This window comes from Dysgonomonas massiliensis (assembly GCF_900240225.1).
GTDB lineage: Bacteria > Bacteroidota > Bacteroidia > Bacteroidales > Dysgonomonadaceae > Dysgonomonas > Dysgonomonas massiliensis.
Window position 1 is genome coordinate 89,246 of record NZ_OEPV01000013.1, and the last position, 25,045, is coordinate 114,290.

Below are 25,045 nucleotides of genomic sequence, written 5' to 3' on the forward strand. Positions count from 1 at the left end.
TTTCGATGAAGAATATTCGTAACTTTTGTATCATAGCACATATCGACCACGGGAAAAGTACTCTGGCCGACAGATTATTGGAATACACCAAAACCGTTGAAGGTAAAGACCTTCAAGCTCAGGTTCTAGACAGCATGGACCTAGAGCGTGAACGGGGTATTACAATTAAAAGTCATGCTATCCAGATGGAGTATATGTATAACAACGAGAAATACACCCTCAACCTTATTGACACTCCGGGACACGTCGACTTCTCATACGAAGTATCACGTTCCATAGCAGCTTGCGAAGGTGCATTATTAATTGTCGATTCGACTCAGGGAATTCAAGCCCAAACTATATCAAATCTCTACATGGCAATTGAACACGATTTGGAAATTATTCCGATTGTGAATAAAGTGGATTTACCCAATGCTATGCCTGAAGAAGTAGAAGATCAAATCATTGAACTATTAGGTTGTAAACGTGAAGATATAATTCGTGCCAGCGGCAAGACGGGTATTGGCGTATACGATATATTGGAAGCAATTATCAAAACAGTACCTGCTCCGAAAGGAGATCCAGAAGCACCACTTCAAGCATTGATATTTGACTCTGTTTTCAACTCATTCAGAGGTATCATTGCATACTTCAAAATAGTCAATGGATCTATCAAAAAAGGTGATCACGTTAAATTCTTCAATACGGGTAAGGAATATGACGCTGATGAAATTGGAGTTCTAAAACTAGGTATGTTACCTAAAAATGAGGTAGGCTGTGGAGATGTAGGTTATATCATATCAGGTATTAAGACATCGAAGGAAGTGAAGGTAGGTGACACAATTACTCATGTTGCTAGACCTTGCGAAAAAGCAATTGAAGGTTTCGAAGAAGTAAAACCAATGGTCTTTGCCGGTGTATACCCTATCGAAACTGAAGATTTCGAAGACCTTCGTTCTTCACTAGAGAAGCTCCAATTGAATGATGCTTCTTTAACGTTCCAACCTGAGTCATCCGTTGCTCTAGGATTTGGTTTCCGTTGCGGATTCTTAGGATTGCTGCATATGGAAATTATCCAAGAACGACTAGACCGTGAGTTTAATATGGATGTTATAACAACTGTTCCAAACGTTTCTTATCTGGTTCACGATAAGAAAGGAAACGTCACAGAAGTTCATAATCCAGCAGGTTTACCTGATCCAACTCTAATCGATTATATAGAGGAACCATATATACGCGCTTCGGTCATTACCAATACAACTTATATTGGGCCAATCATGACTCTTTGTCTTGGAAAAAGAGGTGTCCTTCTGAAACAAGAATATATTTCGGGCGACCGAATCGAAATTACATACGATATGCCATTAGCCGAAATCGTTATCGATTTCTACGACAAGCTAAAAAGCATCTCGAAAGGATATGCTTCGTTTGACTATCACATGCATGACTTCCGCGAATCGAAGCTTGCAAAACTTGATATATTATTGAATGGAGAATCGGTCGATGCTCTATCAACACTGACTCACGTTGACAATGCTGTTACCTTCGGTCGTCGTATGTGCGAAAAACTAAAGGAATTGATACCTCGTCAACAGTTTGACATCGCTATACAAGCAGCTATAGGGGCGAAAATTGTTGCTCGCGAAACGATAAAGGCTGTTCGTAAAGACGTTACTGCGAAATGTTATGGAGGTGATATCTCGCGTAAACGTAAACTTCTGGAAAAACAAAAAGAAGGTAAGAAACGAATGAAACAGGTAGGTAATGTTGAAGTACCTCAGAAAGCATTCCTAGCTGTATTGAAGCTAGACTAATAATGAAAGAAGTATCTACAAAAGACGTAAAACTTAATCCATTTGAATTGAAAAACAAATGGATGTTAATTACAGCTGCAAAACCTGATGGGACAGTCAATACAATGACTGCTTCGTGGGGCGGACTGGGCGTGATGTGGAATAAAGATGTTGCATATGTAGTAATACGACCGCAACGCTATACGAAAGAATTTGTTGACAGTGCTGAAACATTCTCTCTGACATTCTTCGATAAAAAGTATCTCAAAGAATTGGGATATCTTGGTAAAATTTCGGGGCGTGATGAAAACAAAATTGAAAAAGTAGGATTTCATGTACTTATGGAAGATGGAATTCCATACTTTGAAGAAGCTGAGACAACAATTTTCGTAAAGAAACTATTCGTACAGCGAATAACAGAAGATTCATTTTTAGATAAATCAATTATTGACAGATGGTATCCCGAAAAAGATTTCCATTATCTGTATATAGCAGAGATAACTAAGATTTTGAAATAAAATTATCTATATCATTTTATACCAAATCTTTAAAATAAAAAAGGATGCGGCTATAAAACAAGTTTTTTTTGTATACAAGTGTTACTTTTTAAAGGCCAACAAGCTGATAAAAGACATTATACAACTACATATTTATGTAACTATTAGACTATTAATAACTAATATTTTTGACTATTTTAAGAAATGAGAAAATGGCGCGTCGAAGATTCTATTGAACTCTATAACATTGGGGGATGGGGTATCAATTATTTTTCGGTTAACGAAAAAGGAAATGTAACAGTAACTCCTCGTAAAGACGGGGTTAGTGTTGATTTGAAAGAATTGCTTGATGAGTTACAATTGCGTGACATAGAAGCACCTGTGCTGTTGCGATTTCCAGATATTTTGGACAATCGTATCGAAAAAATATCAATGTGCTTCAAAAAAGCCGCTGAGGAATATGAGTATAAAGCTCAGAATCACATAATTTACCCGATAAAGGTAAATCAGATGCGACCAGTAGTGGAAGAGTTAGTTAGTCATGGTAAGAAATTCAATATTGGACTTGAAGCTGGCTCGAAGCCAGAACTTCATGCAGTTATTGCAATTAATACTGACTCAGATTCATTGATCATCTGCAACGGATACAAAGATGAGAGCTACATTGAGTTAGCTCTACTTGCTCAGAAGATGGGCAAACGTATATTTATCGTTGTTGAAAAATTAAACGAACTTGCCCTAATCACTAAAATTGCCAAGCAATTGAAAATCATCCCTAATATAGGAATGCGTATCAAACTCGCTAGCTCTGGAAGTGGCAAATGGGAAGAATCGGGAGGTGACGGAAGTAAATTCGGTCTGAACTCGAGCGAAGTACTAGAAGCACTAGACTACTTGGAAAAAAATAATATGCAAGAATCGTTACGTTTGATTCATTTTCATATTGGTAGCCAAGTAACAAAAATACGCCGTATCAAAACAGCTCTTCGTGAAGCAGCACAATTCTATGTTCAGTTACATGAACTAGGATATAATGTCGAGTTTGTTGACATAGGTGGCGGACTAGGTGTAGATTATGACGGAACACGTTCTTCATATAGTGAAAGTAGCGTAAACTATTCGATACAAGAGTATGTAAATGACTCGGTATCGACAATGGTAGATGCTGCCAACAAGAACAATATCCCCCACCCTAATATTATTACCGAATCTGGTCGTTCACTGACTGCACATCACTCCATATTGGTATTCGAAGTGTTGGAGACAGCTACTTTGCCAGAATGGGATGAAAATGAAGAAATAAACGGAGATGCACACGAGCTAGTAAAAGAGCTTTATGATATATGGGATAACCTGAGCCAAACACGTATGCTGGAAGCATGGCATGATGCACAACAGATTCGTGAAGAGTCGTTAGATTTATTCAGCTTGGGGATGTTGAATCTAAAAACACGTTCGCAGATTGAGCGTCTGTATTTCTCAATCGCCCGCGAAATTTATCAACTAGCAGGACGAGCTAAGCATGCTCCTGAAGAATTGAAGCAGTTATCTAAACTGCTTCCTGATAAATATTTCTGCAATTTCTCCTTATTCCAATCACTACCAGACTCTTGGGCAATCGACCAAGTTTTCCCTATTATTCCAATTCATAGATTGGACGAGAAACCTGATCGCACGGCTACACTGCAAGATATCACTTGCGACTCGGACGGAAAGATCGAAAACTTCATTTCAAATGGTAGTCAGACACAATATCTACCTGTTCATGCGAAAAAGAAAAATGACGCTTACTATTTAGGAGTCTTCCTTGTAGGAGCTTATCAGGAAATACTTGGCGACCTACACAATCTATTCGGAGATACGAATGCAGTGCATATCTCGGTAGATGACAAAGGTTACAAGATAGAACAAATGATTGATGGCGAGACTGTTGCCGAAGTATTGGATTACGCTCAATATAATGCAAAGAAACTTGTTCGTACTGTTGAAACTTGGGTAACGAGCTGTGTTAAACAAGGATCGATAACGGTTGACGAGGGAAAAGAGTTCCTATCCAACTACCGATCAGGACTCTACGGTTACACATATCTTGAGTAAATATTATAAAATCCCTTTTTTCGGAAAGGGATTTTCATTTAAATACTTTTCTAAAATGACACTTAACATATCTGTTTCGGAAGAGATCAGAACAGCTTGTCCCATATTCTCGGGAGCAGCAGTCTTTGCTTCAGTACAGAATACAGCATACAATAAAGAGCTTTGGGACGAAATAAATCTATTTACAGCTGAATATGCTACAACAAATACATTCGAGACGATAAAACAGACTAACTCTATAGCTGCGACAAGAGCAGTTTATAAAAAATTGGGAAAAGACCCTAATCGTTATCGTCCATCATCCGAATCTCTATTGCGCCGCATTGTAAAGAATATGCCGCTGTATCAGATTGATACGTTGGTAGACCTCGTAAATTTGGTATCTATCAAATCGGGATACTCTATTGGAGGTTTTGATAGTTCAAAAATAGAAGGTACAGAATTAATACTTGGTGTTGGAAAAGCTGATGAACCATACGAAGGAATAGGACGAGGCATATTAAATATTGAAGGCCTACCTATTTATCGTGATTCCGTTGGAGGCATTGGTACACCCACAAGCGATAACGAGCGTACTAAAATAGATTTAGACACTAAACAGTTCTTAGGAATCATCAATGGATATTCTGGTAAAGAAGGCTTAGAAGAAGCTGTTAATCATATGGAATACTTATTGGAGAAATACGTAGATGCCAAAAATATCTCCATCATATATTTCCAATAATTGTCAAGCCAAAAGCTATATTTTCCAAAGAAGTTTATCAATACTATAAAACGTTCTTTGAAAAGCGAAGTGCAATAATATATACTTTGGATCAGAGCATCGTACGCAACTACGATGCTCCAAGGTATAAGAATATCATAGCGATAAGAATCAAAAGCAAATCAAAAGCTTTCGCTTTGAGATTACCTTCACGAAATAACAACGCTCCTCCTGCAAAAGATACCAATACGCTACTTCGGCGTGCCATTGACACAATCGAAATCATAGCATCGGGATCTGTTAATGCATAGAAATAGACAAAATCGGCAGCTGTAAGAAAAACAGATATCCAAAGAATACTCCAACGCCATCTGAAAGCCGTCGTTCGTTCTCTTTTGGGATACCACAGCACAAGCATGATTATTCCCATGAGTATAACCTGATAGAAATTGAACCAGAATTGTACAGCTGTAGAGCTAAATTGCTGCATTAAAAACTTGTCATACAAACCACTCATTGCTCCCAGCATAGATGCTAAAAAGCAAAAGACAACCCACTTATTATGCTTGAAATTGATACCTTCTTTCTTACTCGAAGTAGATAAAAAGTAAAATGATACGATAGTCAACAATACCCCTATCCATTGATAAAGGTTCAGTCTTTCACCGAAAATCAACATTGCCCCAACAAGAGTCATTACTGGTCTTGTTGCATTAATCGGACCGGTCAGTGTTAGCGGTAAATGCTTAATGGCAAAATAACCTAATATCCATGAAGCTAAAACGATTACCGACTTGATAAAAATAAACCCATGAGTTTGTAGAGAAACATCCGGTACATAAAAGACTGTATCAGAAATCACATTCGGATAAAATCTTGACGTAACTAACAGTGGTAGTAACATCAATGTACAGAAGACAGTATTGAGAAATAATACTGGAATAACAGCATTACCTGCTAGCGACTTTTTCTTACTAATGTCATAACATCCGAGAAAAAAAGCCGATACAAATGCTAAAATCAACCACATTATTTATTAATCTTTTTTTAGGACAGCATTAAGCCAACCGAAACCTATTATTGCCGCCACGAGCGAGGACAACATAATCATCAATTTAGATTCATTGATATGTAATGCATCATCGAAAGCTAACAGGGTTATAAATATTGACATTGTAAAACCAATACCCCCCAACATACCTGCTCCTAATAGCTCTTTCCACTTCAATTTATCAGGTAATCTACATAGTTTTAGTTTCACAGATAAAAAGCTAAATAGTGTTATACCGATTGGCTTGCCTATAACCAAGCCGAAGATGATACCTAAAGCGAATGGTTCACCAATAGCCTGATCCCAGCCACCTTCAATCGTTATAGCTGTATTAGCTAAAGCGAAAACTGGTAATACAAAGAATGCAACCGGATAGTGCAACCACTTCTGTACTCTCATTGATGGGCAGTTTGGATCTTTTCTCTTAAAAGGAATAGTTATTGCTAATAAAACTCCAGCTATAGTGGCATGCACACCCGAATGCAACATAAAGTACCACATAACGACACCTCCAAGTATGTATGGAATCAGATTCTGAACTTTGAAGACTCTATTTAACACCATCAATAGAGCGAAAAGGCCTAACGATATCAGTAGATTTGCCCATGCTATTCCAGTCGAGTAGAATATTGCAATAACAATAATGGCTCCAAGATCATCAATCACAGCCAAAGCTGTTAGAAACACTTTCAACGATAGGGGTACCCGTTTACCTAGCAGAGATAAGATACCTAGAGCGAAGGCTATATCTGTTGCCATAGGGATACCAAACCCGGACTGAGTTGGTGTTCCTGCATTAAATACGGCATAAATCAAAGCTGGAATAAGCATTCCTCCAATAGCAGCCGAAATGGGTAGCATCGCTATACGAAGACTGGCTAGATGCCCTTCGTACACTTCTTGCACAAGCTCTAATCCCACTAACAAGAAGAAAATAGCCATCAAGCCATCGTTTATCCAATGCTCGAAATGATGACCACCAATCTCGAATCCCCAGATGGCCAAATATTCTTGTCCTATACGAGAATTGGCTAATAAAAGAGAAAGTAATGTACAAACGATAAGTACGAGTCCTCCCGACTTTTCGCTATTGATAAATGATTTGAGTGTTCCTTTAATTTGCATTATTCTATAAATATATCGTTAGGATATTCAACTTCTTCTAAAAACAAAGCGTGTCCTGGAACAGATGCTCCAGCAGAGCTTCTATTTTTTGCTTCTATCACTCGACGCATCCCCTCAACATCGAGTTTGCCTCGTCCAGCTTCTAGTAAAGTACCGACTATAGATCTAACCATATTCCGTAGAAAGCGATTTGCTTTTATTGTAAAAATATAATCCGAACCTATTTGCTCCCATCGAGCAATCATTATCTCGCAATTATTAGTCTTCACATCGGTATGCAATTTGCTGAAGCTTGTAAAATCTGTATATTCAAACAATACTTTAGCACAAGCATTCATCATATCTATATCGATAGCCTTACTATGATGAATTTTGTATTTCAAGTGATGCAGAAATGGATCTTTCTCTGTAGTCACATAATAACGATACAAACGGGATACAGCATCAAAACGAGCATGAGCATCCGGCTTAACTTCACGTATAGATTGTATCACAATATCATTAGGCAAAATACGATTCAGCTTATCACATAAAAGCGTTAAATCGAGTTCACCTTCCCAGTCGAAATGAGCAGCCATCGATTTGGCATGAACTCCGGCATCAGTTCGTCCAGCTCCAACAATCGGAACCGGTTCTCGAAGTAGCATCGATAAAGCTTCTTCTATCTTTTGCTGAACTGCTATACCATTAGGCTGATTTTGCCAACCGCAATAATCCGCTCCATTATACGCCAAATATATGAAATAACGTCTCATCGTGCTGTAATATGAAAGCAGGCTTGTTTTCTTTCGTGCTTAACATAACAACGATCGCGCTCACGTAGATCGTGAAGGACCTGCCCTAAAATCTGTTTCAATTTACCATCACTTATAATTCGCTCGTCAGTATCATCCAATTTTTCGAATCGAGACCATGATATATCTATAGTCGTACCACAGCGATGAACAGAACCCTCACTAGCATTTACGTTCCTACGAGATAAACGTTTCACATCCTCATCGGTACGAGTAACACTTGTTATAATAGGTTTATATAGAGGGTCAATACCTTTACTGATTAGTGAATCGCGAAAATTCAACCCTATATCTGTTAATAATTGAACAGCTTCGGGCACAAGAAAAGGAATTGAATGCGTTAGTTTATCTACTTTATAAATCTCCAATTCAAGAGGGATACGCTGTAATTTGTCTGCGTACTTAGCGGTATCGGCACGAGCTACCAGAGGTTTCACTCCTATTCTACCCGCAGCTTCATTATGCAGATCGGGCAAGTCGTTGAAAGTTCTAGCATAGCTATTATTGAAACGTGTATACACTTTCGGTGCAGCCTCTTTATCTCCTTCAACCTTATTTTCGGCAGAACCCGTACTACATGCATGTAGGCACAAAAGGAAAGATATAGAGCACAAAAAATACGATATTTTATATTTCATTGGAATTATTGAATCAGAATGTCTAATAAACATGCAAAGATAGCTTTTTTTCAGGAATCTCCGATTGCTTCGTTACTCATATTTAGTCTAAATAACTACCTTTGTTCGTCAGAAATAATTAAGTCATGGAAAAGATTACGAGCTTACAGAATCCGAGAATCAAAAACATCGCCAAACTGTCGAAAGCAAAAGAGCGCCGTGAACAAAATCTGTTCATCATAGAAGGTGCACGCGAACTAATGTTGGCATTGTCTGCGAACTACGTAATAGACTCTGTATTCCTTTGTCAGGAACTTTTCGCTAAAACTGACTATCCTGATGTTTTGAACAATATTCCGACAAATAAAATATTCGAAGTAACCGAGTCGGGTTTCGAAAAAATAGCATATCGAGAAGGTTCCGACGGCTTACTAACCTTAGCCAGACCAAAATCTCACCATCTGCAAGATCTTTCTTTATCGGACAACCCATTTATTATAATCTTAGAAGCTGTAGAAAAGCCAGGAAATCTTGGTGCAATACTTCGTACTGCCGACGCTGCTCAAGTAGACGCTGTCATAATCTGCGATCCGGCAACTGATCTTTATAATGCAAATGCTGTACGATCAAGCGTAGGTTGTCTATTTACCGTACAAACTGCAGTATGCTCATCCTCCGAAGCTCTAGCATTCTTAAAAGAGAAAGGCATCAGATCATTTGCAGCAGAACTTCAGGCATCGCAATGGTATCAGGATACAGACTTCAAGCAAGCTTCTGCTATCGTGATGGGAACAGAAGCCGATGGCTTAACTAACTTTTGGCTAGATAATGCAGATGCCCGTATCAAAATACCGATGCGTGGACAGATCGATTCACTTAATGTATCCGTTTCTACTGCTGTAATCACTTTCGAGGCAATGAGACAGAGAGGTTTTTAACCCCAACATTTCATCGCAAAGACACCGTATTTGTTAAAAAGTAACACTTGTACACGAGTTTGCACTTTTTTTACAATACGTTTCCTATTTCTAAATTTCTTCCTATACATCAAAGAGCATTTATGTATAGATAAAACAAACGAATTATGATCGGTCACAAAATAAAGAAAGCCTGTTTCTTTCGAAACAGGCTTCTGTATTTTGTTAACTGCAAAAGAATTAAGCTTTTGTATTAACTCTTTTTTCTTGGATACGAGCTTTTTTACCTGTAAGACCACGTAGGTAATATAATTTAGCGCGACGTACTTTACCAACTTTGTTCACTTCAATGCTGTCGATAAACGGAGAATCCATTGGGAAAATTCTTTCTACACCAATGCTATCTGACATTTTACGAACTGTGAAACGTTTTTTGTTTCCGTGTCCTGCAATTTTGATCACAACACCACGGTAAAGCTGTACACGTTCTTTGTTACCCTCTTTAATACGGTATGCTACAGTTACTGTATCACCGCTTTTGAAGCTAGGAAGTTCTTTTCCTGATGCGAATGCTTCTTCTGCAATTTTTATGAAATCCATGACTTTAATGCTCTTTTAATATGTTATTCAACGCAATATTCACGAGACCGTCTCGCCAGAGATTACGCAAAGCGGATGCAAAGGTAGAAATTATTTTGAACTTTACAAATAGTAAAATCTATTATTTAGCACTAAAAATGCCTTTTACAAATCTTTAATCAGCATATTACGCTCCGACTCAACAACTTTTTCGCCCATCTTTTGTATCTGTTTCCATTCGCTGTTAAACTTCTGGTGTATATCGATAACAAAATCTTCAGATCCATATTTTAGGCTTCGATCTAACAATAAGCCAACTGACAACTGATTGATATCCATAGCCGGGACATAGGCCGGAACAAGTTGAGTATCGCTCGGAGTTTCAATTATTATTCCGATTTCCTGCAAATGATAAATTATCTCACTTGTCAATTTTGTAGGAATTTTATAACTCGACGATATTTCGTCTGCCGTATATGGTTTCTCTCCTTTCTCGAAACGTTTTACAATAAGACTTACAATAGCCAATTCTATAAAATCCTTGTAACGGCGACTTATGCTATTTGTCTCTTGTTCGAAACTGAATTTATTTACATTCTGATATGCAAAAGATAACTGAACTCCGAACAATAAAATAAACCACGACAATTGCAACCATAGCATCAATAAAGGTAAAGCTGCGAAACTACCATACAGCGCATTATACTTCGAAATCCATATCTGTCCGTTGATGTAGAGGACTTGAAAGATTTGGAATGCTATACCAGTAAAGGCTCCTGCTATTAAGCCCGAACTGATCTTTACTTTCGTATTAGGGACGTAAACATATATGAAAGTAAAAAGCAAAATAGTAATAGCAAATGGTATCAGTTTCATAAATGGTGACACCACATATCCAATGTATTGAATATTGGATGCTTGAGAAATAAAGACTGTGAGTCCTGCGTTACATATAATAAAAACAGGAGTAATTATTATCAAAGCCAAATAATCAGTAAACTGACGATAATAACTTCTTCCGGTTTTGATGTTCCAAATCGTATTACAATTATCTTCTATCGATCCCAAAAGATCAATCACCGTATAAAGGAGTAACACAATACCGATTCCTAAAAATACGCCACTACGAGCATATTGCAGGGAATCTACAATCAAGACTCGGGCTTTTTCGATCATCTCGGCTTGTCCTTCGAAGAACTTCGTTAGTTCTAATATCAGAACATCTTGCAGTCCAAAGCCACTTGCGATAGCAAACAATATTGCCAACAAAGGAACAATAGATAATAAAGTTTTATATGTCAATGCAGCAGCACGCGTATTCAATTCATAGGAATTGACATTACGAACGGCTAGAATAAATGCTTTTAAGATATTGAACAGATTCATCTTCCGAGCCGATACGCTGTCGCTTGTATATCGCCACAGATCATAGGTCAGAAAACGGATTAGCTTTCTTACAAGCCCAATTATTTTAGATATAAAGTCTAGCATATTTTGTTTTGCTTTAAAAGTGCTAAGTGTTATAAACTTATACAAAATAAAGAAATAATCATCAATATCGACTCATTTGCTCGGGAACATTATCCCAATCATGTTAAAAAAGAAACGAGAGCAACCTCTATCTGAAGAAACTCTCGTTAACTATATTCTACAAAATCAGCTTAGAACGTACAGCCAAGCGTTAGATTTATTCTGTTGAACGAATCACCAGCCAGATATTTTATATCCTGAGCTTTGGTCAAACTATAGTTCAATGCTGCATATCCTTTCATCTTTACCTTTGGAAATAAACGTGAATATTTAAAGCCTACATCTCCTTTTATTTGGTTTGCGGTCAAGTATTCGTATTCCCGTTCTAAGAAAGTATCAATAGTTCGGGGCATAGACTGATCTTCGCTGGGTGTGATATAGATTCCATCATCTTTAGCCACACCATTCCCACTCGAATAACCTACTCCCAATAGAATTGTATACATATTATCTCCTTTGATAATATTCCTTGCAATCGAAGCATGCATACTTGTTTGTTTTATAGTTTGCTTACGAAAGAAGGGAAAGAAAGATAGCTTTTGTATTCTGCGATTATAATCAAAACCTCCTTTAATGATCCATGTAGGGTTGTAGTCTTCTACACCTAGATTCGCTGTATAAGCAGCTGATATGTCAAGGAACTTTTTATCGCCAACCTCTAGCGGATCAAAGTAAGTTACTCGATATGTATACTTACCGGGTTCTTTGTCTATTTTATAGACACTCTCTAGATTCTTTAGTTCCTCATTCCTCAACTCAAGATCTAGGATGTGACTGTTGTTTTTCTGTTTCCAGTCTATACGACCTTTGTAAGCTATAATATCCGAACTGTGTTCTGTGTACTTTATTATAGTTGCGTATTTTACTCCATATGTAGCCTCGCTTCCAAAATAACCATCACGGGTTTTGTAAGTCAATTCGTTGAATAAGCTTAAATTCGACAGCGGATTTATAACCAACTGTAACGATACTCCGTGATATTTATCGAACAAGGGAGTTTCTACGTCCTTAGCAGTATAACCCGTTTCTCCAAAGACTTCTCCTTTACCGTAAAAAGCACCATAGTCGATTAATGATAAGAATTGCTGATCGGATGAACCATATTTTTTAAAAGTTACTCCTTCTACTCTTCGGCGATAGTAGTAATTGACACCTGCTTCTATTATTTTATTGAACCGGTAGCTTAACCCTGCCGCTACATTTATATCCGTCAACATATTCTTATGACGAAGATCCTTATCTTTAGCATAGTTTGCACCCAGAAAATCAATTTTTCCACCTAAAGCCAATCCTTCAAACAGAGAGGCACTCACCGCCCCTATCAAGTGATAATTTTCAAGAGTTTTTTTCCCTTTATTTGTATCTGTAAACTCGACAATATCGAACGGATTACGTTCGGGACTGATAAATGCCGAGCCACTCATATTCTTTCCTTTGAAATTATCGTAATTTATCTTACCATATAGCACAATCTTTGGATTCAAACGATAAAGAGATTCGATATTAGCTCCGAATCGATAACTATCGTTCGACTGATAATAATCGACAAATTTTCCATTCGATTTTTGATAATAAATTTCGGCCAATGAAATATCGTTGACCTGCAATTCTTTCAGACCCGAAGCATTTTCGCTATCGAACCATGCATGCGACTGCTTCACATAGTGATAATCTTTCCAGCCAGTTGCATTTTGAGAAGCTACTGAGGCGGAGCAAAAAACTCCGCCAGCCAATAGCAAATAAGATTTTATTTTTGATAATTTCAGCATTGTAAAAATTAGTCTTTCAATGAAGCTTGTTTACGTTGGTGGAAATCGTTTGTCGAGTTATTTGTATCTTTATAAATAATTCTTGCACCATTTCTGATAGATGCTTCCGCATCAATACCACTAGGATCGGTACTTTCAAAATTATTTACGTCTGACACTTCAGTTCCTTTATTATAACCATATACTAATTTAGCTTCGTTTCCTTCGATAGCTTTAGTAGCCTCAACATCTACATTACGATATGAGCTGTATCCGTACCCGTTAGTCAGCTTCACATGTCCCATATCAAGCTTATTTGTTAAACGCTTATAATTAGTTTCATATTTTGTAGTAAATACTTCGATTGCGTCAACAACCCATTCCTGCGGTACTTTTTTCTGAATATATGTCAAAGTCTGAGTGCCACCATAGTAGTCAATATTTTCACCATTACTTGCAAATTCTTCAGCAGAGATTCCGTCCGTTCTGAAAATATAAAAAGCCGGCGAACTTGTACTGATACTCCAAGCATTGCCATTGCCATAACGTACTGCCGACCAATAATTATCTTTCGAAATAGCACTTGAAGGGACAGAATAGTATTTTGTGTTCGAATAATCTTCAATATCGTATGTACAATGATATCCAGCTTTACCAAGATCAACAGATCTCGGATACGTCGCTGTATTATCTACCGCATTATTCAAAGCAATAACAATTTGCTCGCCAGGCTCCAGAACTAATGTTCTTGGATAGTACCAAATACCATTTGCTGCCGGAATCCAACCCCCAAGCTCATATCTGAATTTACCATCAATCTCGTCTTTATTTACTAAGTTCGAATTCCATGGTTGCATCATACCAAGACAAAGATTATCTAAACTTGCCTGCTGATCCGAATTATTGTAAAGGATAACATATTTATCCATATGAAAGACCTTATTTTCATTATCCAGACAACCACCTACATACAATTCTTTTATTATTACCTGATTCGCAACCGACTCTTCGAGTTCGATATCCAGAACAGATGCATTATCCCATGCAGATGTAACAGCAATATTCTTCAGACTACCATTGTATGTATATCTTGATCCTCCAGCCGAACGGACATCACTTACTGCTGCACTATATACGCCTGACGTTACTATAAATACGGCTTTACCGTTAGCATCGGTTTTGGCTGTATATTTTCGATCACTCATATCAGTCAATGTCACAACAACATCTTCAGCTGCTTGCAAAGCTGCAGAAGAAGGATATTCTAACTGAAAAGATAGGGTGTATGTTTTATAACCATCGCTGTCACTATCACTACATGAGTAACACAGTGATAATAAAGCTAGAAATAAGAAGTAAAAATACTTTTTCATTATTTAGTCTTTTATTAATTAATTATATTTCGAGTTTCAATGTAAGTCCATAATAGAATGTCGGAATCATCCCACTACCATACAATGAGACGTGTGTATCTTCGGATGATGATTTAACTTTTTTCATCGAATTAATGAAGTTGTTGGCATAAAATGAGATTGTTGCATATTTTCCGATTTCTTTTGTCACGCTAAGATTGGCCGAAAAGTACGAAGATATTCTATCCGGATTGAAAAGGGTCTTCGTACTACTCTCAATTACCAGATTCTTCAATTGAGCAAACAATTCCGGATCATTCTCTTTAGCCCATAAATATTTATCGGCAAAAGCTATCTTTGTATTCGGATCATCCCATGTAGAATAGTACAGAGGATACACCGCTGCTTTATTATTTCCTTTATATATATCAGTGTTTGATGTATTCAGAAAATCGGTATCCGAAGCTTCGGATACGAAACTCCTACTTTGTCCCTTATATTCGCTCAAACGGCGAGAATAGTTGTAAAGAGATCCCTCGATACGCATCGATATGATTAGTCTTATTTTAGGTATGTGAGTTGTTATCGTCAAATTGGTATTTAATTCTCTACTCAAACTACCATTCGATACAATACTGTTGTTTACAGTACCAGTTGCACCCGCATAGAAACCGATGACACGAGGATAACCTGCGCCACCTGATACTTCAGTATTGATATCTCGTATATAGGCATATAAGTTTTCCTCTACTCCTTTATAGTAATAATAGTTACCATCCAAGCGGAACTTTGTTCGCAGAGCTTGTATCTGAGGAAAATCGATAGCCCAATCCAGTCCCATACGTTTAACATCCGAACCATTATCATACATTGAGAGTGCTTTGAATCGGTCTTGAGTTACTTGGCCTAATTGCACACTCGAGTTTGCTCCGGTTTTGTCTGAAACAGTTATAACTCCTGTTGTTTTATCCATTGTGAATTCTCTGTTATCCTCTGCTATCGGGAAATTTCCTCCTATAGCATTCTCTTTGGTTACAGCAAATGTAAATGGTGCGTACTGATTAACCGAAATATAAGGATTGACTGTTTTATTATAATAACCCGACAACATCACATTAGCGCCCAATATATTAGCTTCGACACCTATTTCAGCCTGATTGCTATATTGCCATTTCAAATTTGGATTATAAGCTGATTGAATAGGCATAATATAAAATCCGTACAAATTTTCTTTATTACTATCTCTAGTCGAAAAACTTAACATATCTATATATGTAGGCCTCGGATATAAGACTTCGAACGAAGGAAGCTTAACTGATTTACCCCATCCCAAAGAAACACTCAGATCCTTGACGGCATTATCCGACTTTTTCCAGAATGTGTATTTTGCACTGGCTCGAGGGGATATACTTCCAACAGTTCCGTATTCTGATTCTCCCAGACTTGTGATATCAGCTCTCAAACCGGCTACTACTTCCAATGTAGATTTTCCATCTCTGACTGGTACTGACAACCTATCCTCAGCATAAGCTGCAATATTATTCATAAATGGCAATTTATCATATCTATATTCTCTCCAGGTATCAGCATAACGCATGTCATCGTAATAAACTCCACGTCCTTTATTTCCGCTTCTTTTATATTCGATACCAAGCATTACCTTATTCGAAATATTTCCAAATCTACGTCTCCAATCAGCTTTTGCTTTCAAGGTATATACAACCGGTTTATTATCAGTATGGATTATCTCATCCCAATATCCACTAGGGCTTAAAAGAACCGGTGCATTTGGATTTTCGTCGTAGGTTGTAGATAAGAAATACCCCTCTTCCGTTCCGTGGATAATTTCTTGTTTCCCTTCGTCACCAATACTTTTTCTTAAATTTTTCTTTTTCTTTCGGGAAGAATATGACATTGATCCAGAGAACTCCAAATTGGTTATCCACGGTCGATTCAATAGCCAATTCAATTTGAAATGACCTCTAGCTGTATTATCTTTTGCTTTTTCGAATTCATTCAGTAATAAATCAGGATCCGATTTTTTATCAAATCCTCCTATATTTCCCGTAAAACCGACTTCCAAATTCAACGGATTATCACTTCCGGCTCCGAATGTTTTGTTATAGTTTAACGATAATGCATTACGCTCATATGTAGTATGAGGAGAAGCAATATCAGCATTCGATTTGGCATGTTCCAAACTTGTATTCAAAACTCCGACATTACTTCCGAGAGAAAAACCTTTACTCAGAGCGAATTGTTTTGTATGCGGATGAGTAGAAGCTTCTATATAGAAAGGTGTTTTCCCTTTTCGGGTATTCACTTTCACTATTCCATTCGACAGATCTCCGTATTCCACCGAAGCAATACCTGTCACTACTTCTATCGATTCTATATTGATGGTACTCACATTACGTGTACTGGCTCCTTTGGTTTCACTACTAGGTGTTATTCCTCCTGTCGATCCAGTACTCATTTGCGAGTTATTGTCTAACCTTACACCATCTATCTCGATAGCTGTACCAAAAGAAGGGTTACCTCTTTCAGTACCTCCTCCTCGTAATGACAATCTATCGTCTTCTGTTGCTAAATTTACAGTTGCCTTAGACTTACCTCCCGGAAGAAGGGTTGATATATCTGACATATTGAGCAGCTGAGCATGATCCAGCGTATTTCTGTCTAATATGTAAGATGTAGTCAGCTCACTTTTATTTCGTTTAGCTGTAACAACAACTTCGTTCAGACTCAGATTGTTTTCCGACATTTCTATTACCAAATCCGAAATATCTTTATCTACATTCAACTCCACCACTGCTCTTACGTAGCCAAGAGTTTGCGCAACTAGTATAGTTTTTCCGGCTGGAACATTATTTATTGTGAATTCTCCATTCTTATCCGACACACTCCATTGTTCACTTTCCGAAAGTATGACCGAAGCAAATTCGATCGGCTTCTTATCGTTTGTATTAATTATTCTTCCGGAAACACTATATTGCTGAGCCAAAACCGAATAAAAGATGCTTATTGAAAAAAGTATAGTCAGGATTAATCTACTCATGTTTATTATAATTGGAACACAAATTTCGATATTTGAAGCAAATTTAACAATCACGATATGTAGGTAAAAACCTACAAAATATACCTAAATATTGCTATCAATACTACCTCATAGAACCTCAAAAAAGAAAAGCCACAGACATAGTCTGCAGCTTTTTATTATTATCGTATTGGCAATTTCAGCCAGAAATAATCAACTAAAATAGATATACAATATAGGTATCAATAACCCTGCTATCAGGAACCATTTACCTCTTCCCATAATGCCATGTTTTCGAGATACAATAAATAAACCCGAAACAGCAAAGAAAATCAATGAGATTGCAAAGATATCGGCCATTATAGTCCAACCGCCAACCTTATTGTAATGGAGTTTATTGATCCAATATACGAACGGACGTTTACTATGATGCTCATAATTAAGCTCGCCTGTTTGCATATCATACACGCCTACTCCACCATCTATAAGAACTTGATGCGACATATTTCCTCCGCGAACACGCTTCAACGTAGGCAAATCACCTTTCTTGTTCCAAGCATCAGCTAAAGCATCTTTCGATAAATTCTTATCAAAATTAAGAGTAGCTTCTACCGTTCTGTATGCCGGATCTTTACCATTCATATGATTCAAAAGTATTCCTGATATGGCATATACTAACGATATGCCGACCATCAAGATACCCAGATCACGATGAATAATGCGAAGCCACTTCTTGACTTTATTGCCTTTTTTAGGTGATGGATTAGAGCTCATTATACTTTTGTCCGTCTACGTAATAAATTGCAAAATAATCTTTGTTGTTAGCTTTCATCCAATCTCTCATAGCTTGAACGTTAGCTCTTTCAGTATCACATGATTCTTCTGATCCGTCGGTAGCTATACTTTTTGTTTCAATAGCATTTTCCATTTCGTTGATCTCGGTTTGTGTAAGACGTTTTTCTTTCAATACACCAGTCACAACGATTTCGTTGCCGATCAATTCTCTGTTGAATCCACCTATTTCACCTTTAGCTTCAACACGGATTGACAATTTATCGTCAGCTCCTTGCATGAAACATCTTTTTCCTGCATGTTTACAAGTGTGAGTTACATGACCTTTGAAAGTAACTTCTTTGTCTAGATACTGATCAGCCGAAGCAATCATTTCGTCCAAAGTTAAAACCACAGCAGCTTCATTAGCTTGTACAGCTTCAGCATCATTAGTTTGTTGTTTCGAAGAGTTACCACATGCTGTAAATCCAAGAATTAGAGCTAGTCCTAAAATAATTTTTTTCATATCTTCTTAATTTAAATTAGTTTGTTATTTAGTAATTGCACTTGCTATAAATGCAGGTATTCCAAATATTAAGATAAAGATTCCGTTAATAATCTTTTTCGTTGTATTGCGTTGTTTTCCTATTGTAAATACAAATATCACAGCCAACATTAAGCTTATCAAGAATGCATATCCAAAGTTAACAACTATTTCGGGTTTCACATACTCCGTGTTCTTATTATCGAAACTTATATACACCGGTAACAACCACTTAGCTGTCGCATCCCATTTATCAGTTTGAGATCCTACGAAGTATGGCTCGGTATGTTTTTTCAATTTATTCTCCACGCTCAGTACGTTGTACGTACAGCCTTCGGGACCGGTTACGTTTATCATCCAATAGAACATATTACCAAGCATCATTACCGTATGTTTATGAATATCTATCGGAGCAATATCTAATTTGGTCAGTTCATAACCACCTTCGGCACTTACAGTATAAATCTCACCGGTCTTGCTGATTACAAAACCATAAATACTTTTATCTGCAATCTCGTAAAGGCTGAAATACGCTATATCTACACTCTGACCGGCTTTAGTATTTCCTACATATGGACGACCATTCACTTGTTTGATATGGAATAACTCGCCATTATTATCCAACACAAAATATCCTTCATCGTAAGGCTTACGTGCTACAGGATTTCCCCAGACGCCTTTTGCAGGAAATGCGAAACCTCTTTCTTCCATCTTCGATTGAAAAGCCTCGCTTTTCTTTTCGTCAACCAGATTCGATTCTTTGTCGATAAATTCAATTTTATCATCCAATCTGAAAACATCTGGCGGAGATTCTAATGTACTTCTACCCGACTGAGCTTCGTACATAAGATACATATTTACCAAAGGTTTGCTTATTTCCGAAGGAGAATAACGCCACATAACAGATTTAACACGCAACATACGCGGATCCATTTCTATACCCAATATCGAATCGGGCATTGTGCCAGCCAGTGTCAATTGACGATAACTGAGCAGCGGAGTGATCGAATCGTATTCTTCACGTGTATAGGTATTTCCTTTACTATCGTAGTAGTCAACCTTGCGATTTTCGGTTTTCTTGATTGCAAAATCCTGCAGCAGCGAACTATAATATACGAACGGATAGTTCTGTCCCGACATGGTAGCTTTCTTTACCAAAACGGGTATTGCCCAAGCCAAGACTAGTGTAGTGACAAATAAAATGATTACACTATATATATATTTAAACTTCATGTTCAAGTATCTTTTTTATATTACTTAAAATTGAGCTCCGTCTTTAAAGCGGATAAGAGAATAAAAACTGAATGAAATACTTAATACGGCAATAATAAGTAAGTAAGCTAATGATGGATAATAAGCCTCAGGCATTGCATCGAAATAATACAATGCAACGATCAAAATAGAAATGAGGCTATTGTAGATGCGTTGCTTCCATACAGGTTCTAGACAAATCCATGCAGTAAGTAGGTAAGCTACAATACCGCCAATAAACCAAGGAAGTGTTACTATCATATTCCAATACGCAATTTCTGTCGGGAAATAAAGTCTCGTCCCGAGATAGATTCCTACGAATATTACAGCAAAAATCACAAAAAGATTAACCACGCCATACGATAGCATTGTCAACATAATTTTACTTTCGGCCAATGGTAAGTGCAGCGTAAGCTTCAGTCTTTTATTCGACATTTCGGGTACGTATTGCGAGATAGCAAGTAATATTCCCGCTACCAGTGGCAAATATTTAACATAGCCAAAATAGGTAACCCCTTTTTGTACGATCAGATCCCACACCTGATTAGCACCACCGACACGGAGTTCTTGAGATATACTCACAAACGAGTATAGCACAACGCCTACGAACGATAGTAATATAATTAATAACAGCCAACGCGACTTAAGCCATTCTTTATAATATAATGATTGTATCATGTCTACTTTAATTATTAGTATTTACCAGTCAGACCTATAAATGCGTCTTCCAATGTTAAATTCTCTTCCGATAATTCAATATTATCAACTCCTATCTTATGCAGCTCTTGAAGAACCGCTTCGGTTGGCAGAAATGAATATGTTTCCCATTTATTACCAATCTTCTCGGTATTCCATAATTCGGAATTTCCTGACAAATCAAGCTGTCCATCGAATGTGAATGAGAATCGGCGGAAGTTATCCATAATCTCTGATGTTGGTTTATGTAGCAACAAACGGCCATAATCCATGATCATACAATCATCGATCAATCTTTCCATATCCTGAATAATATGCGACGTCAGGAATATTGTTTTACCTTCTGCTGTTGCAAATTCTTTGAGATGTTCAACAAACAAACGACGGTAACCCGGGTCAAGCCCCATAGAGAAGTCATCCAAGATCATCAACTCAGGATCTTGAGCAAACAACAAACCTAATGCAACTTGCGAACGCTGACCACAAGACATAGTACTGATTTTTTGACTTGTAGTTACTTGCAGTTTTTTTAGTAGTTCATAATAAGCATCTTTTCTCCAGTTAGGGAAAAATCGGCTGTAATACTTTTCGATCTGTTCGACATTAAAAAAACTATGCTGAATATGCCCTTCGAGCAATAATCCTACTCTGGCTTTGGTTGCAGGAGTTATACTCTCCATACTCTCGCCAAACAATCGGCATACACCTGATCGAGGTTTTAAGTATCCGTTCAGGATATTGATGATAGTGGTTTTTCCTGTTCCGTTTTTCCCAAGTAATCCAAGGACTTTACCTCTGGCAACTTCGAAATTCAGGTTTTCGTATATCAGGCGTTTACCATAATAGTGTGTGATATTCTCACACTGAATAATTATATCCATTCTTTATTTATATATTTTCTCGCGAATAATCTCAGTATACAAGATCTTCCGTTCCAGTTTAACTTTGATGGACTTAGAAGAAGTATTTTAATTTAGCATCAAAACACACCAATTGCTCGAATTCAGCAACAAAATATGAGGGCATAATAAATGCAAAGTTAAAAGTGACGCAAATTTAACTTTTATACCATTCATAACAAATAACTATTTTATAGTAAAATAAGCATCCGCAATACCCACAAATAGGTAGCGTATAAATCACACTTAAAACAAAACTTTATACAATAGAACTTCTTAAATGAAGAAAGTTAAACCTCGAAATAGATAGTTATAAACTAATTAAACAACGTTTTTTTCCACAACTCCGACATTTGGCCTATTTACGAAAAACAAAATAAACTTGCATTTAAACGAATTATCTTAATATCATTCTTCTTTGCTCGATTGCTTTTCTTGCTTGATCTCTAAGATACTCAACTACTTGTTCATAATCTAAACCTAGAGCCGTACATATTATATATCCTGATATTTCGGTAGCTTTACTATATCCGAGCTTAGGCTTTGACATACTAATGTGTCTATCAATAGTTTTTGGCGATATACACATTTCATCTGCTGCTTCATCTGCGGAATTACCAGTTGCAATGAACAACAATGCCAGAGCTTGCTGAGAAGAAATATTCTTATCTTTTAATACTTCTTGTACCCTTGTTATATCTACAACACTTGCTTCCATATTGTATAATTTGATTTAAAATAAATTCAATATATGCTATTTAACTTTTTTTAATCTAAAAAAAAGCATTTAACAAACCTATTATTACACATTAACATATATAAAATTCAATATTATTTTAATTATCTTTGTAAAGAATAAATTGATTATCTATTCATATACAAATATAACACTTTAAGCCAAATGTATTCTACATAAATAACTAATTAAAGTTAAATTGAAAATAATGAAAACTGAAACAAAAAAAAAAGACCAAGAGAGAGAGAATCTAAAAAAAGACACTTTTGCTTTAATTGAAGAATTACAGAAGGAAATATCTATAAGACAAATTGCTATCAACACAAACATGTCACCTTCAACACTTGGATACTGGATTAAAGGCGATTCCAAGCCATCAATTAGAGGACTTATTAAGGTCTACAATTTTTTATTAGAATATAAGTTAAGCAAAGGAAATAAAGACACCAATTCGTCTATACCTTCGATTCAAAGACAAGCAATATACACTGATATTGAAAATAATGTACTAACAAAAGGATATAAGCCCATACCCTATGTATCCAAAGAAGAAAAGCAACGATATTGCGATCTATACAATAATGAATCCTACCTATCTACATTACCAGTTATGCCGATCAATACTGATTTCGAATACAAAGGTAAATACATAGTTATTGAGATTGATAGTGACAACATGAACGATAACAGCAGTATATCACTTATTAGAGGCGATAGGGTATTAGCAAAAAATATTGCTGCCTGCCATTGGAGCCACCCATTAAGCTTTGGAAATTATCACATGGGAATACTTCACAAAACTGAAGGATTAATTATTAAGAAGGTGATAGATCATGATGTTGCTAAAAAGAAATTAATTTGCAAATCTCTAAACCCATTATACGAAAATATAACCTCAATATTATTATCAGAAGTTAAAGAATTATACTACATCATTGAACTCGTCCATCGCAACCTAAGAACATAACAATGTTAACAGAGCTTACAATAATAAATAGATGGATATTATATGACAAATACTACCTAGTAGGACGAATATATGGAAAACTGTATGCATATATTTTATCTTTGTCAACGAAAAGAAAATACTGCCAATAATATATGATGCTCCACCAGCAAGTAACCACCATAAAACGGGCATTTTATCCATCAGTTCGAGAGCATTGATCAATGGTTTGAATGCCACAAATATGGTACATCCCATAACTACATAACATATCGTTTCGATATTGCTATGCTTTTCGGATTTATGGAAGCTTACATAGCTTCCAACAATGGCAAAAAGCCACACAAATACAAATATTCCCCAGCCCCATACACCTTCGTTTCGCATCGCAATCAAAGCCATAGGACTATATGTTCCGGCAATATGCAGATAAATAGCTGCATGATCACATTTCTGTAAAAACAGCTTTCTTTTGCAATCGGGTAAGTAATGATAATATGCAGAACTGATATAGCTGGCGAGCATACCTACAAGATATATCACAACAGAAAGTATACCTATAAAGTCTTGACTCGTAAAAGCTTTTCGCAGCAGAAAGAAGCCAACAACAACTCCCAGCAAAATACCGAAAGCATGGGATATGCTATTTATTAATTCTTCGCGACGAGAGTAAACTCTGACTCGTGTTAATCCTTTATTTTCCAATTTACTGACAGTTATTGATCATACAAAAGTATTAAAATAAATTTTCAATAACTGATCTATCAACAGAAAGCGAAGAGCTATTCCAGCAATAAGGCCGTTTCTCTTATATCAGAAAGGGATTTGCATATTTTCAACAAACTTTCTAAATTTCCTTCTCTTCCAGTAGTTCATCAAGATACGACATCCAATAAAAATCAAATAAATACCAAAAACGATAAGTGCAAAGACTGTGTATATATTCATACTAAAGCTATTTTAGTTCGGCATAAATTTATTGCCTTATTGTTTCTTTCTAGCTGTCGTATAATTAAGAGATTATTAAAAGTATGACTTCGTTCAATAGCAAAAACTTACAATTATTTCTAAAAAAGACAAAAGCCTGACAGATTTCTCTATCAGGCTTTGTGCGATAAGGTATCAGATTATCGAACACTTATAGAGGATTTCGTGAAAGTAATTGAGTTTATGAAGTATATTAATTTTATGGGTAGTGCCTCAATATTTATTATATTTGAAAATATGATGATATTTACTTGAATCAAACTTAAATGAACGTGAGTTCGACATAAGATAAGTTCTTAATAACTAGCATAATAGAAGAAAGTTGATTAACTTTAAGTCTCTAACATTCAAAGTTTTAAATCAAAAAACATTCTATTATGCTAAGTCTTTGTGAAG

22 protein-coding genes are annotated in these 25,045 nt (G+C 36.6%); 6 read left to right on the top strand and 16 right to left on the bottom strand.

Annotated elements, in window-relative coordinates:
• The first annotated feature begins 5 nt into the window (after positions 1-5).
• From lepA to C1A06_RS13085, 4 genes are all read left to right on the top strand, one after another.
• Positions 6-1,793: a translation elongation factor 4 gene (gene lepA, locus C1A06_RS13070; RefSeq protein ID WP_101690662.1), complete on the top strand. Its 1,788-nt coding sequence runs from the start codon at positions 6-8 to the stop codon at positions 1,791-1,793.
• Between the two features lie 2 nt (positions 1,794-1,795).
• Entirely contained in the window at positions 1,796-2,290 is a 495-nt protein-coding gene (locus tag C1A06_RS13075; protein ID WP_101690663.1) for a flavin reductase, read from the top strand.
• Between the two features lie 183 nt (positions 2,291-2,473).
• Complete coding sequence (gene speA / locus C1A06_RS13080) at positions 2,474-4,366, top strand: biosynthetic arginine decarboxylase (protein ID WP_101690664.1); 1,893 nt, start codon at positions 2,474-2,476, stop codon at positions 4,364-4,366.
• Positions 4,367-4,421: 55 nt separating this feature from the next.
• Positions 4,422-5,090, top strand: a complete 669-nt coding sequence (locus tag C1A06_RS13085; protein ID WP_101690665.1) for a B3/B4 domain-containing protein — start codon at positions 4,422-4,424, stop codon at positions 5,088-5,090.
• 109 nt (positions 5,091-5,199) lie between these two features.
• Here C1A06_RS13085 and C1A06_RS13090 read toward each other — a convergent pair whose 3' ends face one another.
• The 4 genes from C1A06_RS13090 to C1A06_RS13105 are packed head-to-tail and all read right to left on the bottom strand — an operon-like array spanning position 5,200 to position 8,677.
• Positions 5,200-6,099, bottom strand: coding sequence for an EamA family transporter (locus C1A06_RS13090; protein WP_101690666.1), 900 nt, complete (start codon positions 6,097-6,099; stop codon positions 5,200-5,202).
• 6 nt (positions 6,100-6,105) lie between these two features.
• Entirely contained in the window at positions 6,106-7,245 is a 1,140-nt protein-coding gene (gene nhaA, locus C1A06_RS13095) for a Na+/H+ antiporter NhaA (RefSeq protein ID WP_101690667.1), read from the bottom strand.
• Entirely contained in the window at positions 7,245-8,000 is a 756-nt protein-coding gene (gene truA, locus C1A06_RS13100) for a tRNA pseudouridine(38-40) synthase TruA (protein ID WP_101690668.1), read from the bottom strand. Before truA ends, nhaA begins: the two co-directional genes overlap by 1 nt.
• Positions 7,997-8,677, bottom strand: coding sequence for a DUF5715 family protein (locus C1A06_RS13105; protein WP_101690669.1), 681 nt, complete (start codon positions 8,675-8,677; stop codon positions 7,997-7,999). The genes truA and C1A06_RS13105 overlap by 4 nt, the downstream gene beginning before the upstream one ends.
• A 125-nt stretch (positions 8,678-8,802) precedes the next feature.
• Here C1A06_RS13105 and C1A06_RS13110 point away from each other — a divergent pair, with 125 nt between their 5' ends.
• Positions 8,803-9,594: a TrmH family RNA methyltransferase gene (locus C1A06_RS13110; RefSeq protein WP_101690670.1), complete on the top strand. Its 792-nt coding sequence runs from the start codon at positions 8,803-8,805 to the stop codon at positions 9,592-9,594.
• A 219-nt stretch (positions 9,595-9,813) separates the two neighbouring features.
• On the opposite strand, the gene rplS is transcribed toward C1A06_RS13110, so the two are convergent.
• The 11 genes from rplS to C1A06_RS13165 form a co-directional block, all read right to left on the bottom strand.
• Positions 9,814-10,173 (bottom strand): 50S ribosomal protein L19, encoded by a 360-nt coding sequence (rplS, locus tag C1A06_RS13115; protein WP_101690671.1) that lies wholly within the window; start codon positions 10,171-10,173, stop codon positions 9,814-9,816.
• Positions 10,174-10,317: 144 nt separating this feature from the next.
• Positions 10,318-11,643, bottom strand: a complete 1,326-nt coding sequence (locus C1A06_RS13120) for a YihY/virulence factor BrkB family protein (RefSeq protein ID WP_101690672.1) — start codon at positions 11,641-11,643, stop codon at positions 10,318-10,320.
• Between the two features lie 170 nt (positions 11,644-11,813).
• Entirely contained in the window at positions 11,814-13,451 is a 1,638-nt protein-coding gene (locus C1A06_RS13125; protein WP_101690673.1) for a DUF6850 family outer membrane beta-barrel protein, read from the bottom strand.
• A gap of 8 nt (positions 13,452-13,459) precedes the next feature.
• Positions 13,460-14,803 carry a DUF4876 domain-containing protein gene (locus C1A06_RS13130; protein ID WP_101690674.1) on the bottom strand — a complete coding sequence of 448 codons (1,344 nt, stop codon included), beginning with the start codon at positions 14,801-14,803 and terminating at the stop codon, positions 13,460-13,462.
• Positions 14,804-14,825: 22 nt separating this feature from the next.
• The gene (locus C1A06_RS13135) at positions 14,826-17,840 is read right to left on the bottom strand and encodes a TonB-dependent receptor (RefSeq protein WP_245872078.1); all 3,015 of its coding nucleotides are present in this window, start codon (positions 17,838-17,840) and stop codon (positions 14,826-14,828) included.
• Between the two features lie 192 nt (positions 17,841-18,032).
• Entirely contained in the window at positions 18,033-18,593 is a 561-nt protein-coding gene (locus C1A06_RS13140) for a PepSY-associated TM helix domain-containing protein (protein WP_101690675.1), read from the bottom strand.
• The gene (locus C1A06_RS13145; RefSeq protein ID WP_101690676.1) at positions 18,583-19,116 is read right to left on the bottom strand and encodes a hypothetical protein; all 534 of its coding nucleotides are present in this window, start codon (positions 19,114-19,116) and stop codon (positions 18,583-18,585) included. Before C1A06_RS13145 ends, C1A06_RS13140 begins: the two co-directional genes overlap by 11 nt.
• Before the next feature lie 24 nt (positions 19,117-19,140).
• A complete protein-coding gene (locus C1A06_RS13150) occupies positions 19,141-20,367 on the bottom strand; it encodes a DUF4857 domain-containing protein (protein ID WP_101690677.1) in 1,227 nt (408 codons plus the stop codon).
• Positions 20,368-20,391: 24 nt separating this feature from the next.
• Positions 20,392-21,063: a hypothetical protein gene (locus tag C1A06_RS13155; protein WP_101690678.1), complete on the bottom strand. Its 672-nt coding sequence runs from the start codon at positions 21,061-21,063 to the stop codon at positions 20,392-20,394.
• Positions 21,064-21,077: 14 nt separating this feature from the next.
• Positions 21,078-21,962, bottom strand: a complete 885-nt coding sequence (locus C1A06_RS13160; RefSeq protein ID WP_101690679.1) for an ABC transporter ATP-binding protein — start codon at positions 21,960-21,962, stop codon at positions 21,078-21,080.
• 415 nt (positions 21,963-22,377) lie between these two features.
• The gene (locus C1A06_RS13165; protein WP_101690680.1) at positions 22,378-22,698 is read right to left on the bottom strand and encodes a LuxR C-terminal-related transcriptional regulator; all 321 of its coding nucleotides are present in this window, start codon (positions 22,696-22,698) and stop codon (positions 22,378-22,380) included.
• A 226-nt stretch (positions 22,699-22,924) separates the two neighbouring features.
• Between C1A06_RS13165 and C1A06_RS13170 the strand changes: the two genes are divergently transcribed.
• On the top strand, positions 22,925-23,683 hold the full coding sequence (locus C1A06_RS13170; RefSeq protein ID WP_101690681.1) for a helix-turn-helix domain-containing protein: 759 nt from the start codon (positions 22,925-22,927) through the stop codon (positions 23,681-23,683).
• A gap of 15 nt (positions 23,684-23,698) precedes the next feature.
• Here C1A06_RS13170 and trhA read toward each other — a convergent pair whose 3' ends face one another.
• A complete protein-coding gene (gene trhA / locus C1A06_RS13175) occupies positions 23,699-24,367 on the bottom strand; it encodes a PAQR family membrane homeostasis protein TrhA (protein WP_101690682.1) in 669 nt (222 codons plus the stop codon).
• Positions 24,368-25,045 lie beyond the last annotated feature (678 nt).

Excerpts from the sequence above, each read along its gene's own strand:
- lepA (WP_101690662.1), top strand. The coding sequence starts at position 6 with ATGAAGAATATTCGTAACTTTTGTATCATAGCACATATCGACCACGGG.
- C1A06_RS13075 (WP_101690663.1), top strand. The coding sequence starts at position 1,796 with ATGAAAGAAGTATCTACAAAAGACGTAAAACTTAATCCATTTGAATTG.
- speA (WP_101690664.1), top strand. The coding sequence starts at position 2,474 with ATGAGAAAATGGCGCGTCGAAGATTCTATTGAACTCTATAACATTGGG.
- C1A06_RS13085 (WP_101690665.1), top strand. The coding sequence starts at position 4,422 with ATGACACTTAACATATCTGTTTCGGAAGAGATCAGAACAGCTTGTCCC.
- C1A06_RS13090 (WP_101690666.1), bottom strand. The coding sequence starts at position 6,099 with ATGTGGTTGATTTTAGCATTTGTATCGGCTTTTTTTCTCGGATGTTAT.
- nhaA (WP_101690667.1), bottom strand. The coding sequence starts at position 7,245 with ATGCAAATTAAAGGAACACTCAAATCATTTATCAATAGCGAAAAGTCG.
- truA (WP_101690668.1), bottom strand. The coding sequence starts at position 8,000 with ATGAGACGTTATTTCATATATTTGGCGTATAATGGAGCGGATTATTGC.
- C1A06_RS13105 (WP_101690669.1), bottom strand. The coding sequence starts at position 8,677 with ATGAAATATAAAATATCGTATTTTTTGTGCTCTATATCTTTCCTTTTG.
- C1A06_RS13110 (WP_101690670.1), top strand. The coding sequence starts at position 8,803 with ATGGAAAAGATTACGAGCTTACAGAATCCGAGAATCAAAAACATCGCC.
- rplS (WP_101690671.1), bottom strand. The coding sequence starts at position 10,173 with ATGGATTTCATAAAAATTGCAGAAGAAGCATTCGCATCAGGAAAAGAA.
- C1A06_RS13120 (WP_101690672.1), bottom strand. The coding sequence starts at position 11,643 with ATGCTAGACTTTATATCTAAAATAATTGGGCTTGTAAGAAAGCTAATC.
- C1A06_RS13125 (WP_101690673.1), bottom strand. The coding sequence starts at position 13,451 with ATGCTGAAATTATCAAAAATAAAATCTTATTTGCTATTGGCTGGCGGA.
- C1A06_RS13130 (WP_101690674.1), bottom strand. The coding sequence starts at position 14,803 with ATGAAAAAGTATTTTTACTTCTTATTTCTAGCTTTATTATCACTGTGT.
- C1A06_RS13135 (WP_245872078.1), bottom strand. The coding sequence starts at position 17,840 with ATGAGTAGATTAATCCTGACTATACTTTTTTCAATAAGCATCTTTTAT.
- C1A06_RS13140 (WP_101690675.1), bottom strand. The coding sequence starts at position 18,593 with ATGAGCTCTAATCCATCACCTAAAAAAGGCAATAAAGTCAAGAAGTGG.
- C1A06_RS13145 (WP_101690676.1), bottom strand. The coding sequence starts at position 19,116 with ATGAAAAAAATTATTTTAGGACTAGCTCTAATTCTTGGATTTACAGCA.
- C1A06_RS13150 (WP_101690677.1), bottom strand. The coding sequence starts at position 20,367 with ATGAAGTTTAAATATATATATAGTGTAATCATTTTATTTGTCACTACA.
- C1A06_RS13155 (WP_101690678.1), bottom strand. The coding sequence starts at position 21,063 with ATGATACAATCATTATATTATAAAGAATGGCTTAAGTCGCGTTGGCTG.
- C1A06_RS13160 (WP_101690679.1), bottom strand. The coding sequence starts at position 21,962 with ATGGATATAATTATTCAGTGTGAGAATATCACACACTATTATGGTAAA.
- C1A06_RS13165 (WP_101690680.1), bottom strand. The coding sequence starts at position 22,698 with ATGGAAGCAAGTGTTGTAGATATAACAAGGGTACAAGAAGTATTAAAA.
- C1A06_RS13170 (WP_101690681.1), top strand. The coding sequence starts at position 22,925 with ATGAAAACTGAAACAAAAAAAAAAGACCAAGAGAGAGAGAATCTAAAA.